Here is a 14326-nt window from a genome sequence, read left to right on the forward strand (position 1 = left end):
CCCCGACACAGAGAGCCGCTGGAGCCGCAAGGCTCCGGCGGCTTTTCAATAGCGGACCTCTTCCGATCCATAGTTCCCGGCATGGTCACGCCAATCCACGAAGACCGAGCGCCAGGAATAGCTGCGGCAATGCTCCGGCACCGCGAGATCAGATGCCTCCGGGACAGCGGCCACCGAGGATCTGGCCCAACCGTAGTCGCCTTGCGTGCCATAGGAGCCGAGACGGGTGGAATCGCTGCGAATGCAGTCGCCATCGCGGTTTTGATGCTGGCTGAACTGGATGTGATAAACCCGGATGCTGCGCACGAAGTCGAAAGCATCGCCGGAGATGTCGATATCGGCCTGCTCCAGGGCCTGCGCGAGGGTCAGACCCGGCACGTCGATAGGGATGGGCAGGGTACTTTCAAGCGGCTCGCGGAACGCAATGTCATAGAGCCGCTCCATCGGGCTGAGCGGCGCATCGCCACCGAGGGATGCGCCCATCGGGCAGCGCCAGATCTGCAGCGGTGGCTCGACCGGCCAGGGCGTGATGCGGCGAATGAACTCGGCGCGGGCCCGCGCGCAGGGGACAGAGGCTGGCCATCCGCCGGCGAGGCACAGAAGGATGGCGCAGTCGATCTGGTAGGTCTGTGCCTGGACGGAGGAAGGGCTCGAGACTGCGGCGGTCAGGGCCAGAGAGGCTGTCAAAACGGTGGTTCGAAGGGCAGGGGACATGGAGGCGACTCGCTCAGTTACCCCCTATCGCTACGATACACCACTATTGAATGCAATATTCTTGCATTGCTTATCGCATGGCTGACGCGTCCGATCTTCGGCTCAGTGTCCCACCACGCTCTGGAAACGCCCGTAATCCTGACTGACCTCCTGTGCCTCGGAGAAGGCCCGGGCACGCTCGGCATCGAGGCAGCGGAAATACTCCTGCACCGCGGAGATGTAGCCCTCGAAGTCCTCCCGGATCAGATCGGCATAGGCCCGTACATCGGCCGGGTCGCTTGGCAACCATGGCCGTTCAGGGGGATCGCATGATGCTAAGGCGGCGGAGCAACTCACCATGATCGCGACAAGGCAGGATATCAGGCGCAGCTTCACCATGTTTCGGACGAGGCCCCGTCATTGCTTTGATTTGCCACAGTCTTGGGCTATCCACCTTTATGGAGCGATGATCTGCCGTCAAGGCATCAAATAATCATTGCCATCAATAATGGTGTAATGCTACGGCTATGGTGATTTGATTCCCCATGGCCTGACCCATTCTATGGAGAGGAGCCGCGGGGAGACCATGTTAGAAGACGCCCCGAATGTGGTTACAGAAGACGGATTGCGACAGCTGCTCGCCCAGGGCTATTCGGCCGAAGTGGTCTGTCGGACCGCGGCCGAGAAGCGCCTCAACGCCTGGTACGGCTCCTGGTATGTGCGGGCCATCGGCCCTTCGGGCGGCGATGAGAAGATCGTCGTCACCAGCCGCAATTACATCAAGGCGCGCGAGTTCAAGACCGTCTCCGGGCTTGTCAGCTTCCTTTCGGATATCGGAATGCGCACGGCGCATATTCCGCTCGAAGAAGGGGGACGTTCTCTCCACCAACTGCCAGAGCCCACGCCCGCGCAGCAGGGCTGAGGCTTCATCCCTTCTTCTGGCCCTCTGCGTCCTTGCCGCGTTCGCTCCGGCTGGCGCGAATGCAGAGGGCTTTGTCTTTCGGGTGGCGCTGGACGGCCAACTGGCCACGGTGTCATCCGATACTGGCTTCATGCGCCAGTTCGGCGCCGACACGCCGGAGCGGCTCTTCCTCTTCTCAACACCGCGGGATGATGGTGACACTGGTGCCAGTGACGCCGCGCCTCGGCCCGCCTCCGCCAGTCCCGAGATCCTGCAAGGCATAGAAGACACCGCGCTGCGCTACGGTGGCCATGCCGCGCTGAGGCGGGCGGGGCTGTCTGTTACCGACTGGGCACTCTTCTATCGGGCAAATATCGAGGTCGAGAGCGCCTATAACCCGGCGGCCCTGAGCCATGCCGGTGCAATCGGCCTTGGCCAGCTGATGCCCGATACCGCCAGCTTTCTCGGGGTCGATCCGAACGACTGGCGGCAGAATCTCGATGGATCGGCCCGTTATCTCCTCCTGATGCTCGAGACCTTCGGCACGCCGGAACTGGCGCTTGCCGCCTATAACGCCGGACCCGAGGCCGTCAGCCGCCACGGTGGCATCCCCCCTTACGTTGAGACCCAGGGCCATGTGGCCCGAGTGCAGGCCGTTTTTGCGCGGCTGAAAGGAACGAGTTGATGAAGTCCCTTTCCGTCACGGCCGTCATGACGATGGCCTTTGTGGTGCTCGCAGGTCCTGCGCTAGCACAGAGTATCGACCTCTCGCCGGTGCAGACACTGCTGCAAGGCATCGTTGATGCGATCACCGGCCCTCTGGGCATCGTGATTGGCACACTGGCGCTGATCGGGGTCTTCCTGTCCTGGCTTTTCGGCATTCTCGACTTCCGCCAGGCGCTCTGGGTGCTGGTCGCGATTGCCGGCATTGCCGCCGCGCCAACCATCGTTGCCGCGATCTGGACCACCTGAGGTCTAAGGCCATGGCGGAACAGTCGCGCGTCTTCATCGGCCTCTTGCGGCCCCCCAAGCTGATGGGGCTGCCGATCATGTATGCCATGGTCTGGCTCTTTGGCTCGTCGATGCTGTTCCTCTGGGTCCAGAGCTGGATCATAGTCGTGGCGGCCGGGATTGCCTGGCCGCTCTTATGGAAGGCGGCGGATTGGGATCCGAACTTTCTCGACGTGCTGGTGATCACGCTGCAGGAAACCCCACCGACGCGGAATCGCAAGCATCACGAAGGAGACAGCTATGCCCCGTGATGCCGTGACCGCTGAACAGAGAGAAGCAGAACATGAACTCGATCCGATCACGGCGCTGCCGGATTGGGCCGGGAAGGAGAGGCGGCTCGCGCATATGCTCCCCTATGTCAGCCTTGTCGCTGGCAATACCATCCGCACCCGGGGCAATGAGCTGATGCAATGCATCCGGCTGGAGGGGGTGAACAGCACCACCTCCGAGGACAGCCACCTTGACCGGATCGGGGCGCTGCTTGCGGGTGTGGTGGCGCAGGTCGGGACGGAGTTCTCCTTCTATCTGCATAAGGTCTCAAAGGCGGTGGATACGCGACTGCCGCCGATTCCGGGCGACGGGTTCGCAGCGGCAGTCGATGCGCGCTGGCAATCGCAGCTTGCGATGAGCGGGTTGCGCGACAAGACGCTCACGCTCTCGATCCTGAAGCGCCCCGATCCGGGCAGCCGGATCCCCTTCATCGCCACGGCCTCCCGCGCGCGGCTCGCCTCCGACACCACGCGGCGGCTGCGCAAGCTCGATGAGGTGGTGGGTTTCATGCTCTCCAGCTTCTCCGATCTGAAGCCACGCCTGCTGACGGCCGAGAGCGGCGAACTGCTCGGTTTCCTCGGCAGCCTGAACACAGGCGAGGAGCACCCTCTCTTCCCGGCCTCGCGCCTCGGCATCCTGGCCGAAGATATCGCCAATACCCGGGTGACCTTCCGCGGCGCAGAGATCCACCTGAGCGATGGGGCAGTGGGCGAGAAGTTCGGTGCAATCTTCGCCGTTAAGAACTACCCGGCCAAGACCGATAGCCTTATGCTCGATGAGTTGAACCTGCCTGTCGATATGGTGGTCACCCATTCCTTCGTACCGATCAACTCCAACATCATGGCCGGCCGGATCAAGCGCCAGCTGCGGCTGATGCAAGCCGCCAACGATGGCGCGGTCAGCCTCGCGCAAGAACTGGAGCTGGCGCAGGACGATCTGGAATCGAAGCGCCTGATCTTTGGCGAGCACCACATGACCGTGGCGATCTATGCCCGAAGCCGCGCCCATCTCGACGATATCTGCGCAGAGATCCGCAATATTTCCGCCAGTTCCGGCGTCAACCTGATCTCGGAGGGCTTCGGATCACGCGCGCATTATATGGCGCAGCATCCGGGGAACACCGGATCGCGGAGCCGCAAGGCGGCGATCACTAACCACAATTTCGCGGATCTTGCGACCTTCCATCGCACCCCGCTCGGCAAGACCGGCGATGAACTACCTTGGGGCGTGCCGGTTGCTGTGTTTCCGACGCCTGAGCGCAGCGGGTTCCGCTTCAGCTTCCATGAGCAGGGCTCTCCGCTGAAGGAGCCGACCGGTGGGCACACGCTGATCCTCGGCCGTCCCGGCTCCGGGAAGTCTGTACTCGCTGCCTTCCTGATGACCATGGCCCGGCGGGCCGAGGCACGGCTCTTCATCTTCGACTACCGCGCAGGCATGGAAATGGCCGTCCGCGCCCTTGGCGGCAGCTATGCCACCGTCCGTGCGGGCAAGCCCACCGGACTGAATCCGCTTCAGACCGAGATCGACAATCGCGGCCAAGCCTGGCTGGCCGATTGGCTGGCGACGCTGCTTGAGCGCCGCGACCGGCCGCTGACCCCGGTACAGACCAACCGCCTGCAGGAAGTCGTGCGCCAAAACGCCGGAGCCGACCACGCATCCTTACGCAACTGGTCGGACTTCGCCTCGCTGCTGGTCTCGACCGATGATGACGGCGATCTCTTCGAGCGAATGCAGGAATGGACCGAGACCGGCCGCTATGGCTGGATCTTCGGTGCAAACCCGCAAGACAGCTTTTCGCTCGGCGGTGAGGTCTCGGGCTTCGATCTGACCGGCATTCTCGATTCCGAGAGCGAGCGCGAGCGGATGGCCGTCCTCTCCTACCTTTTCCGCCGGGTCGAGCGGGTGATCGAGGATCGCCGCCCGACAGTGATCCTGATCGATGAGGCCTGGAAAGCGCTTGACAATGGCTACTTCGCGGATCGGCTGAGCAACTGGCTTGTCACCGCCCGCAAACAGAACGCGGTCGTTGTGATGATGACCCAATACGCGAGCCAGCTCGAGCGCACCCGTACCGGCAAGACCATCGTCGAAGCGGTGCCGACGCAGATCCTGCTGCCAAACATCCGGGCCACCGCGGCCGACTATGCGATGCTCGGCCTCAGCGAGAAGGAACTTGATGTCCTTCTGGGTGTGGGGACCGCATCGCGCCTGGCGCTGGTGCGCGACGACCGTGGCTCGGTCGTCATCGATGCCGATCTCTCAGCCCTCGGCCCTCTCGTGACCGTCCTTGGCGGGATGGAGAAGGGCGAGCAACTCGTGGGGGCGGATTACCGCGACCGCCCTGATTTCTGGAAGGAGAAGTCGTGATGTCTCGTGTAAATGGTGCCCGGTTTATCTATCTTCCCGTCCTCGGCAGTCTCCTGCTCCTTGCCGCTTGTGCAAGTGGGCAGGCCCCACGAGCCAATTGCTTCAGTTTCGCCGAGCGTCCCTCCGGCGTCACGGTCTCGACGATGGGCGGAGAGGTCTCGCGGGCGTCCGATCCCTGCGCCTTCACCCTGATTGGCGCGGCGAACTGACGCCATGGCGCGGATCTTGCCACAGGTTATGATCGGCATTTCGCTTGCGCAGCCCTTGGGCGCGCAGGGCGTGCCGACATTTGACGCTCAGGGCTTTGCCAGAACGGCGGCGACGATCGCACAGCGGGATCTGGACATCGCGTTGCAGCGGGATCGGCTGAGCCGGGAAGAGGAACTGGCCGAAATTGAGCGCCAGCAATTGGCCTCATTGGAGAACATCCTTGGCGCCATGACTGTCGGCGCCAGTGTGTCCGTTGGTGCGAGTGTGGCCGCGCTGGAGGCCTGGAACGGGGGAGAGACGGCTGCATCGGCGCTCTTTGCGACCGAAGACGGCAACCCCGCCGCCACCCGCCTGTTCGGTGACGCCCGCGAAACGGTCGAAGAGCTGATCATCCGCGGAGCCCGCGACACCTACTCTCTTTCCGGCGTATCGCGCGCCGGGCTGACGCCGGTGCAATGGCGCTGCCTCCTTCAGGCGCTGATTTGGCAGGAAAGCCGCTTCCAGATCGGCGCTCAGTCCGGCGTCGGCGCTTTCGGCCTGACCCAGATCATGCCCGGCACCGCCGGCGATCTCGGCATCTACCCGGCCTATTATGAGGATCCCTATCTGCAGGTGACCGGCGGTGCACGCTATCTCGCGCAGATGCTCGGCATGTTCGATGGCAACATCATCCATGCACTTGCCGCTTACAACGCCGGGCCCGGCCGCGTGCAGCAATACAGCGGCGTGCCGCCTTTCGCCGAGACTCAGAACTATGTCGTGGTCATCCCGGCGCAGTACAACCGATATCTCGCCATGGTGGGCGGTCCCGATGCGCTTGGCACCATCGATCCCGTGCTGCTGGCCAATGCGAGTTTCAGCCTCTCGGCGCATGCATCCGGTGTCTATGGCGATTATTCCATGGTGTCGGTTCAAGCTGCGGCACAGCGTTTACATAACATAATTAGTCTTATCGGAACGACTGAAGACCTGCAGGCGTCCATCGCCCTGAACACCTATGCGCGCGCCGAACTGGCCCGGATTGTTGCCATCCGCACAAGGCTCAAAGCAGCGCAGACCCAACCCCTGAGTGATGAACAGATCGCGCTGGCCGCTGCACAGGCCGCCGAGCGGCGGTTCATGGATTTCCGATTGGAGGATTTGCGATGAGACGGTTTCTGATCAGCACGGCGCTTTGCCTCTGTGCCGCCAGCGGCGCCTCGGCCCAGGGAGTGCCTACGGTCGATACCCAGAACATCGCTCAGGAAATTCGTCAGCTGCAGCAGATGCTGGAGGATTTCGGGATCCAGAGCGACATTTTCGAGAATGCGCTCGAGCAGCTGGACATGCTTCAGCAGCAGTTCGACCAGTTGCAGAGCATGTATGCCTCGCTGACCGGCCCGCGCGAAATCCTCGGGCTCATCATGGGCGGAGAACTGGACCAACTGCTTGAGGCGAAGTTCGAAGACCTTCCCGGCCTGATCCGCGGCATCCAGCAAGGCGACTGGAGCAATCTGCTCGGGGCCACCGCCGGGCCGATGCGCACCCAGATGCAACAGGCACTGGCGAGCGCAGGTTTCGACGAAGATTCCCTGCGAGAGATCGCGACCAGCGGCAACCCCGGGGCCGAAGGTATTGCCACGCGGGCTACGACCGGCGCGGTGCTCTCGGCCGCCGCGCAGAACAGTCACGAGGAAGCGGCGCAGTCGTTGGCGCGGGTCGAGCGACTGGTCGCGATGATCCCCGATATGGACGATCTCAAGGCCTCGATGGACCATAACACCCGCGTCACGGCGGAACTCGCGATCGCCATGACGCGCATGTGGGAGCTGGAGGCAATCCAGACCATCGGCGCGGGCAATGCCGGTGTGGTCGATGCTGCCACCATCGCCGAGGAGCGGCGTTACATGGACTTCACCATGCCGAGCCTCGAATGACAGCGGGTGCGAGCGTGGCCGTGCGGGAAGTCGTCGAGGAAGAACTGGTCTATGGCGCGCTCCGCCGGGAACGCCAATGGCGGATTATCGGCCTGTCCGGCGCCGGTTTTGGGGTTCTGGGCTGCCTTGCCGCGGCGGCCGTCGCGATCTTCGTTGAGCCGCCCCTGCCCGTGGTCGTCCCCTACGACCCGGAAAGCGGTCTCGCCTTGCCGAACGCCACTGTTCAGGCCGTGCGGCTTTCCGAGCGGCCGGCGGTCATCGAGTCCCAGATCTACCGCTACATCCTTGACCGCGAGACCTACAACCAGCTCGACAACGATCTGCGGGTAAACCGGGTTTTGGCGCAATCCACCGGCGGGGCCGAGGCCAGCATGCGGGCGATGTGGACCAGCGGTCAGGAGAGTTTTCCTCCGACCCGCTACGGCGCCACATCCGAGATGGCGGTCGAGATCGCCAGCATCACGCTGATCGGTGAAAACCGCGCCCAGGTGCGCCTGCGCAAGCGTCTGACCAGTCCACAAGGCGGACAGGTCGGTCTCTTCACCGCAACGCTGATGTTCGAGTTCCGGCCAGAGCGCGCCCGCAGCATCGACGATGTGTGGCAGAACCCCTTCGGCTTCACCGTCACTCAATATGCCATCAGATCGGACCGGTCGGAATGAAGCTCGCACTGCCCCGCCATCTCATCCCCGCCCGGCTTCTCGCTTTGGCTTTGCTTACGGCCGCCACGCCAGCATTCGCAGAAACCACACCGCGGGCGGGATCACATGACCGCCGGGTGCGTGTTGCCACCTGGACCGAAGGACAGGTTTACCGCGTAGTCACCAATCTCACTCGTGTCACTTCGATCGAGTTCGGAGAAGGCGAGACCATCCGCTCGATCATCGCGGGGGACACAGCCGGATTCCAGTTCGACGGCGTGCCAGGCGGCCGGGCTTTTGCCATCAAGCCCGTGGCGTCAAATGTGGCGACCAACATCACCGTCTATACCAACCGGCGCTCCTACTACTTCCATGTCGTCGAAGCGCGCGAGACCCCGCATTATGTCGTGCAGTTCCGCTATCCGGATGCTGCCACGCCTGCAGTCAATGCCGTCGCTGCCGGTGCGCCGAACAGCAATTATGCCGTGAGTAGCCAAACCGAGTTCACACCGACAGCGGTCTGGGACGATGGCACATTCACCTATTTCCGTTTCCCGCGGAACGCGCCGATGCCCGCGATCTTCCGCTGGACCGGCGGGCGTGAGCGCACCGTGAATTCGGTCGCGCAGGAAGAAGGCGTGATCCGGGTCTCCGGGGTGCACCGCCAGTGGGTCCTGCGTCTCGGCGAGGAGGTCATCTGCATCCAGGACATGTCGGGTGCCGACGGTGGGGCATCGTCATGAGCATTGATCCTGACGACCTTGCCACCCGCCTCAAAGCCATAGAAGCCTCCACGGGAAAACGTAAAGCGCCCGCCCGCCCCTCTCTCTTTGCGGCCCTGCTCGGCAGCGCTGCCATTCTGATGATTGGTGGACTGGGCTGGATGCTGCTGCAGCCAAAGCCCGAGCCCAGTTTACCCACTGCGGCGGCAGAGGAGTTCCAAAGCGCGGGGTCAGGCTTCGGCGAATTCCCCGCGACTCCGGTTCCAGAACCTGCTCCGGCGCCCGCGCCGGTTCCTGAAGGGCCAAGCGCTGCAGAGCTCGAGCTGCGAGAAACGCTTGGGAGATTGCAAGCCGAACTGGCCGAATTGCGCGCGCGTCCCGTAGAGACGGGCGATCCAGCGGCACAGGCAGCCATCGCGGATCTGACAGCACAACTGGCGGCACTGGACGCCTCGAACGCGGAAGCCCGCGGCGCTCTTGAGCGGCAGCTCGTCGAGCGGGACCGCGAGCTGGAGCGCATTCGCATGGATCTTGAGATTGCCCGGCTTGGAGCGCCCGGCACCGGCGAGGAAGATGCAAGGCTTGCCGAACTCGAACGCCGGCGGGCCGCCGAGGCAGCCGCGCGCGAGGCCCGCATCACCTCCCCCATGCTTGCCTGGTCCGGTGTGGGTGGGGGAGCGAACGGGGAATCCGAGGTCGAAGCCGCTCGACTGAGCGCCGACGAGGCCTTCGTGCGGGGTGGCGCGGCGGCGGCGCCCATAACCCGCGCCGAAATCATCGTGAACCCCGGTCATACCGTGGTGCAGGGCACCATGCTCCAGGCTGTGCTGGAAACCGCCATGGACAGTGCCTTGCCCGGTGTGATCCGGGCTGTGGTTTCGGAAGATGTGCATTCCTTCGATGGCATCCGCATTCTGATCCCGCGCGGTGCCCAGCTGATCGGACGCTACCGCTCCGAGGTATCCTTGGCGCAATCCCGGGTGATGGTCGGCTGGGACCGGATCATTCTGCCCGACAACCAAACCGTCCAGATCAGTGCTTTTGGCGGTGATGAGCTTGGCCGCTCTGGCGTCACCGGCGATGTCGACAGCCGCTTCGGCACCCGGTTTGGCTCTGCCGCTCTGATCTCCCTGATCGGAGCGGTTCCCGCAGCGGCTGCGGCGAGCATCGATGACGACACGACCTCGGACGCGGCAAGCGATGTGGAGACGGACCTGCGCGATGCCAGCCGCAGCGTGATGCAGGACTATCTCTCGATCCGTCCGGTGATCCGCGTGCCGCAGGGAACGCGCATCACCGTGATGGTCGACCGCGATCTGGAGATCCTCTGATGGCGGCAAGCTATCTCGAAGCCTCGCTGGCACGGCTGGGGGATCCGATCCGCCGCCCTGATGTGATCGAGATCTGCATCAACCCCGATGGCCGGGTCTGGGGCGAGTTCCAGGGCGATCACTTCATGCGCGATCTGGGCCAACCGCTCACGCAGATCGAGATCCGCGATCTTGGTAACCAGATTGCCTCGGCGGCGAACACGACGCTCAGCAACCGCAAGCCTATCGTGTCGGTCAGCATCCTTTGGGGGGATCGACCGATCCGGGCACAGGTCATCCAGCCGCCGGCGGTCGAGGGAGGGTACTCCATTTCGCTGCGGTTCTTCTCGACGCTCCCGCTCGAGCAGATCAGGCTTGGTTTCCTCTACGGCCGCGAGCGCAGCCTCGAGGGCCTGCGCAAGGAACGCAACCTCGCACTTCGGACTGTTGTGGCCTCCGGCGAGATCGATGCGGCTCTGCGCTTTTGCGTCGAGAACAAGCTGAACATGATCGTCTCCGGCGGCACCTCCACCGGCAAGACCGTCGCGGCCCGCAAGATCATCTCCCTGATCCCGGATAACGAGCGCATCCTGACCATTGAGGAAGCTGCTGAGCTCAAGCCTGAACAGCCAAATGTCGTGACGCTGATCTCGGACCGGGAATCTGACGCGCGCAGCGCAGATGCCCTTCTGACCTCGACCCTTCGGATGCGGCCGGATCGGATTGTTCTGGGCGAAGTGCGCGGCAAGGAGGCGATGACCTTCCTTGAAGCGATCAACACCGGCCATGGCGGATCTCTGACCACGCTTCATGCCGAGACCCCGCAACTCGCCGTCCGGCGTCTTGCCATTGCCGCCCTGAAGACGGACCTTCCGATGACCTATGCCGACATGATCACCTACATCGCAGGCTCGATCGACGTGATCATTCAGGCCGGCCGCCATGAGGGGGTCAGAGGCATCACCGAATTCTATCTGCCCGGCATTGGTCTTGATGAGGCACCCTCACGCCTTGCCACTGAATGACGAAAGGAAACCCCATGCGTGTTCTCGTTCTCGCCGCTGCCGTTTGCACCGCCGCCCTTCCGGCCATCGGCCAAACGCCCGTAACCAACGACCTGACGCCGACCCTCGAGCCGCAGCGCTACCGGATCTGCAACGACAGGCCCGATCGCCCGGCATGGGCGGATGAGCTCCATATCCGGGAGGCATGGAAGGGTCTGACATTGCGACACCTTTATGAGCTGCGTGCCTGGGAAAACATAGTGTCTAGGCAGGACTGTTCATGCGGGACCCGCTTCCCTGACTGGGCGCTGGCCGATGAAGAATACCGAGCGCGGTACTTTCCGCTTAACCAAGGCGAGCAGACTGCCTTGCGCAGCGAATTCATGGCGGCTCAGCGGTTGCTTGAAGACCAGGTGCGCGTGATCTGCGAAGCGCAGGGCAACTGGTAATGGGCGTTGTCAGCTGGATGGTCGGTTCAGCCGATAGCTTCCTCGCCTCGGCTGCGGAATCGCAGTTCGGGGCCGTGGCGAGCAATATCGGCACGATCACCCTGCTGATGGTCACGCTCTCCCTGATCGGCCTCTGCATCAACATGGCGTTCCAGTATCGCAGCATGGATGGCGCGACCTTCTTTTGGTACCTGCTGAAGCTGACCCTCATCGGGTTCTTCGCCTTCAACTGGACCCGCTTTAACGCGGTCGCGAACGCGGTAATCGGCGGCCTCGACTACATCGCTGGGGCCCTGGTCGCATCGGTTGGGGGCGGTGGGGCTGGCGCGACCCACTTTGCCGGCGAGTTCGATAATCTGATCGAACAGTTTTCGGCCTATCTGAACGCGATCGGCAATAATCTGGGCTGGATGACAGGCGCGATCCTGGGCGGCATCGGCCTCATCCTGCTCAGCATCCTCGGCTTCATGACAGGGATCGTGCTGATCTTTGCCAAGATGATGCTCTCGCTGATGTTGGGCCTGGCGCCGGTGATGATCGCCCTGTCGCTGTTCGATGCGACCAAGGACTTCTTCCACCGCTGGGTCTCGACCACTGTCAGCTATGCCTTCTACCCGGTCGTCATCGCCGCGATGTTCTCGACCGTGGTCGGTATGGCGAATGCTTTGCTGGACCAAGTTGGCGATCCAGCTTCGGCGACAAATATCGGCTCACTCATCCCCTTCTTCGTCATGATCTTCCTGGCGAAGGGCTTCGTCGCAGCCACGCCGCTGATCGTGCGCGGACTGTCGGGGAACTTCATGGTGGTGGCGGGGCCGGCCGTTGCTGCGGGGACCGCGGCCATGACCCGCGGCATGCTGAACACGCGCGGCGTGCAGGCGCGCGAGCGCATGGGAAATCTCAGCACCGGCGAAATGGTCGGCCGCCAGATCGTTCAGAATGCACCTGCTGTGAGATCCGCGGCTCTGGCCGCCGGCGGTCAGATCGTCCGGGTCGCTGAGAGGGCCAGGCGGCTCGGGAAGTAGTCGAGCGCAAGGAACCTACCGTTCAAGTTTAGTACCGTAACGAGGAGAGATAAGATGCTGTACACCTTCGCGGAATTCCAGATTCAGGGTTATGTCGGTCGCAGAACCGAGCTTGGTGGCGGCAAGGTCCTGAAGGTGAGCATCGCCGCAACCGACAGCTGGAAGGACAAGGACAGTGGCGAGTTGCGCGAGCGCACCGATTGGAACACCGTCACACTCTTCGAGCGCAGCACGGCAGGTTTCGCCTGGCTGAAGGAGAACCTGAAGCCGGGGGATCTCGTCCATGTGAGGGGGCGGATTGGCGAGAGCAATTACGCCAAGGACGGACAGACCGTCTATGAAACCTCGCTGACGGCTGATCGGTTTGCGGTCGTTCCGGTCGGGAAGGATGGGTAAGGGTCGCACTGCCACGCGCCATCGCAACAGCCTTTTGCACCAGATGTATCTCGCTGGCTATTCGGGCCGCGACTTGCCACGCTGGCTGCGTCCGCTGCTGGCCGGCTCGTGCTGGCACCGGGCGTGGCTGCGAGGGCGATTGGGCGTCTTCGTTGAGAACGGGGTAAGCTACGGACCTGCCAATCCCTATCCCGGTTGCTTTTCGCCAGCGAACCGGGAGAAGGCATCCCCTCAAAAGGTACCGTAGCGATCTGCGCCTGGCCGAAAGGCCTGTAACAGTGTCTTCCGGCTGTCAGTCACACTCTGACCCAAGGGTTTAGCAAGATCACCCCTGTGTCCTTGAAATCACCGGTGTTGCGGGTCACGACAGTGCAACCATGGACCAGCCCCGTCGCCGCTATGAGTGCATCCCGTTTTGATCTCGGATCAGGACATGAAGGCCGACGCAGCGCAGTGCCACGCTTGTATCTACTGGCAAAACCCGGTCCTGGAACTCAGGCAGGACCCGTTCTACGAACCATGCCCGGAGCATGACTCCCTGCGTCGGGTCGCGCCGCTCGATGCGGCGCACGCCAATATCCAGTTCCATCACGGTAATTGCAGAAATGAACAGTGCTTTGACAACATGACCATCCAGCCAACAAATGACAATGGCATCGGCCGGTCGGCACATGATCCCGGCTTTGGGTGGCTCGAAGTCATCTGACCCTCCGATATGACGCGCGCGACCTGCTGATCGCCAGAACCGCTATAAGCGCCCCCCCTGCGCCACAAAGGCCGACCAGAGTCGGGCTCAGGGGATCGAGGTTCGCCGCGATCACCCCGATCAGCGCCCAGAGGAGCGCAGGCGCATAGGTCCAGTCGCTTCGCGGGCGCGTGAGGATCACCACCGCAACCGCCAGAACCGCCAGCAGCATCAGAACCGCAGCCGTCCTGGCGGGCAGGAGGCCATATCCGGTCAGCACCGCCGAGAGCGCGACCCCGGTCGCCGCCGTCAGCCAGCCCGCATAGAGGCCAAGCGGCAGGCGTTGCCAGAGCACCGGCCCGCTGCGCAGCCAAGCCGAAATGGCAAAACCCGCCATGACGACGATCATCGCCGTAGCCAGTAGCGGCGCGTGATTGGCCGCCGCAATCCAGAAGACGCCCACCCCTAGACTGACACCCAGCGGTCCTGCCACCCGCGCCCACTCCAGACCGCCACGCATCAGGCCGAGCACTGCGGCAACGATCAGCGCGAGATAGATCAGCCCCCAGATCGAGAACGCCCATCCCGCAGGTTGCGCGGGCCAGGCATCGGTGACGGGAAACTGCTCCGGCTTGAAACCATTGAACCCCCCGGACAGCAGCGGCGCGGCGGCAAAGGCCAGCGCCAGCAGCAGAACGAGGATCGAAAGCTTTCTTTGTGGCATCG

18 protein-coding genes are annotated in these 14326 nt (G+C 63.2%); 15 read left to right on the forward strand and 3 right to left on the reverse strand.

Annotation, left to right across the window (positions count from 1 at the left end):
* Window positions 1-45: 45 nt before the first annotated feature.
* A complete protein-coding gene (locus tag H0485_RS16605; RefSeq protein ID WP_035715006.1) occupies window positions 46-714 on the reverse strand; it encodes a hypothetical protein in 669 nt (222 codons plus the stop codon).
* Between the two features lie 102 nt (window positions 715-816).
* The gene (locus tag H0485_RS16610) at window positions 817-1053 is read right to left on the reverse strand and encodes a hypothetical protein (RefSeq protein WP_226937126.1); all 237 of its coding nucleotides are present in this window, start codon (window positions 1051-1053) and stop codon (window positions 817-819) included.
* Between the two features lie 226 nt (window positions 1054-1279).
* On the opposite strand from H0485_RS16610, the gene H0485_RS16615 reads away from it, so the two are divergent.
* From H0485_RS16615 to H0485_RS16685, 15 genes are all read left to right on the forward strand, one after another.
* Window positions 1280-1615 carry a hypothetical protein gene (locus H0485_RS16615; protein WP_226937075.1) on the forward strand — a complete coding sequence of 112 codons (336 nt, stop codon included), beginning with the start codon at window positions 1280-1282 and terminating at the stop codon, window positions 1613-1615.
* Between the two features lie 109 nt (window positions 1616-1724).
* The gene (locus H0485_RS16620) at window positions 1725-2279 is read left to right on the forward strand and encodes a lytic transglycosylase domain-containing protein (protein WP_226937076.1); all 555 of its coding nucleotides are present in this window, start codon (window positions 1725-1727) and stop codon (window positions 2277-2279) included.
* Entirely contained in the window at window positions 2279-2566 is a 288-nt protein-coding gene (locus H0485_RS16625) for a TrbC/VirB2 family protein (RefSeq protein WP_226937077.1), read from the forward strand. Before H0485_RS16620 ends, H0485_RS16625 begins: the two co-directional genes overlap by 1 nt.
* Window positions 2567-2577: 11 nt before the next feature.
* Window positions 2578-2856 (forward strand): VirB3 family type IV secretion system protein, encoded by a 279-nt coding sequence (locus H0485_RS16630; RefSeq protein WP_226937078.1) that lies wholly within the window; start codon window positions 2578-2580, stop codon window positions 2854-2856.
* A complete protein-coding gene (locus H0485_RS16635) occupies window positions 2846-5242 on the forward strand; it encodes a VirB4 family type IV secretion/conjugal transfer ATPase (protein WP_435531517.1) in 2397 nt (798 codons plus the stop codon). The genes H0485_RS16630 and H0485_RS16635 overlap by 11 nt, the downstream gene beginning before the upstream one ends.
* A 213-nt stretch (window positions 5243-5455) precedes the next feature.
* On the forward strand, window positions 5456-6601 hold the full coding sequence (locus H0485_RS16640) for a lytic transglycosylase domain-containing protein (protein WP_226937079.1): 1146 nt from the start codon (window positions 5456-5458) through the stop codon (window positions 6599-6601).
* Entirely contained in the window at window positions 6598-7368 is a 771-nt protein-coding gene (locus H0485_RS16645; RefSeq protein ID WP_226937080.1) for a type IV secretion system protein, read from the forward strand. The genes H0485_RS16640 and H0485_RS16645 overlap by 4 nt, the downstream gene beginning before the upstream one ends.
* Window positions 7365-8030, forward strand: a complete 666-nt coding sequence (locus H0485_RS16650) for a VirB8 family type IV secretion system protein (protein WP_226937081.1) — start codon at window positions 7365-7367, stop codon at window positions 8028-8030. The genes H0485_RS16645 and H0485_RS16650 overlap by 4 nt, the downstream gene beginning before the upstream one ends.
* Window positions 8027-8752: a TrbG/VirB9 family P-type conjugative transfer protein gene (locus H0485_RS16655; protein ID WP_226937082.1), complete on the forward strand. Its 726-nt coding sequence runs from the start codon at window positions 8027-8029 to the stop codon at window positions 8750-8752. The genes H0485_RS16650 and H0485_RS16655 overlap by 4 nt, the downstream gene beginning before the upstream one ends.
* The gene (locus H0485_RS16660) at window positions 8749-10062 is read left to right on the forward strand and encodes a TraB/TrbI/VirB10 family type IV secretion system protein (protein ID WP_226937083.1); all 1314 of its coding nucleotides are present in this window, start codon (window positions 8749-8751) and stop codon (window positions 10060-10062) included. The genes H0485_RS16655 and H0485_RS16660 overlap by 4 nt, the downstream gene beginning before the upstream one ends.
* A complete protein-coding gene (locus tag H0485_RS16665; RefSeq protein ID WP_226937084.1) occupies window positions 10062-11066 on the forward strand; it encodes an ATPase, T2SS/T4P/T4SS family in 1005 nt (334 codons plus the stop codon). Before H0485_RS16660 ends, H0485_RS16665 begins: the two co-directional genes overlap by 1 nt.
* A 14-nt stretch (window positions 11067-11080) precedes the next feature.
* A complete protein-coding gene (locus H0485_RS16670; RefSeq protein WP_226937085.1) occupies window positions 11081-11494 on the forward strand; it encodes a hypothetical protein in 414 nt (137 codons plus the stop codon).
* Window positions 11494-12519, forward strand: coding sequence for a TrbL/VirB6 family protein (locus tag H0485_RS16675; RefSeq protein WP_226937086.1), 1026 nt, complete (start codon window positions 11494-11496; stop codon window positions 12517-12519). Before H0485_RS16670 ends, H0485_RS16675 begins: the two co-directional genes overlap by 1 nt.
* Window positions 12520-12573: 54 nt before the next feature.
* Window positions 12574-12915, forward strand: coding sequence for a single-stranded DNA-binding protein (locus tag H0485_RS16680; protein ID WP_020952590.1), 342 nt, complete (start codon window positions 12574-12576; stop codon window positions 12913-12915).
* 433 nt (window positions 12916-13348) lie between these two features.
* On the forward strand, window positions 13349-13621 hold the full coding sequence (locus H0485_RS16685) for a hypothetical protein (protein ID WP_226937087.1): 273 nt from the start codon (window positions 13349-13351) through the stop codon (window positions 13619-13621).
* Here the strand turns inward: H0485_RS16685 and H0485_RS16690 are convergent.
* Window positions 13614-14324, reverse strand: coding sequence for a TspO-related membrane protein (locus H0485_RS16690; RefSeq protein WP_226937088.1), 711 nt, complete (start codon window positions 14322-14324; stop codon window positions 13614-13616). The genes H0485_RS16685 and H0485_RS16690 overlap by 8 nt on opposite strands.
* Between the last annotated feature and the right edge of the window lie 2 nt (window positions 14325-14326).

This window comes from Pseudogemmobacter faecipullorum (genome assembly GCF_020539525.1).
In the GTDB taxonomy this organism is placed as follows: Bacteria; Pseudomonadota; Alphaproteobacteria; order Rhodobacterales; family Rhodobacteraceae; genus Pseudogemmobacter; species Pseudogemmobacter faecipullorum.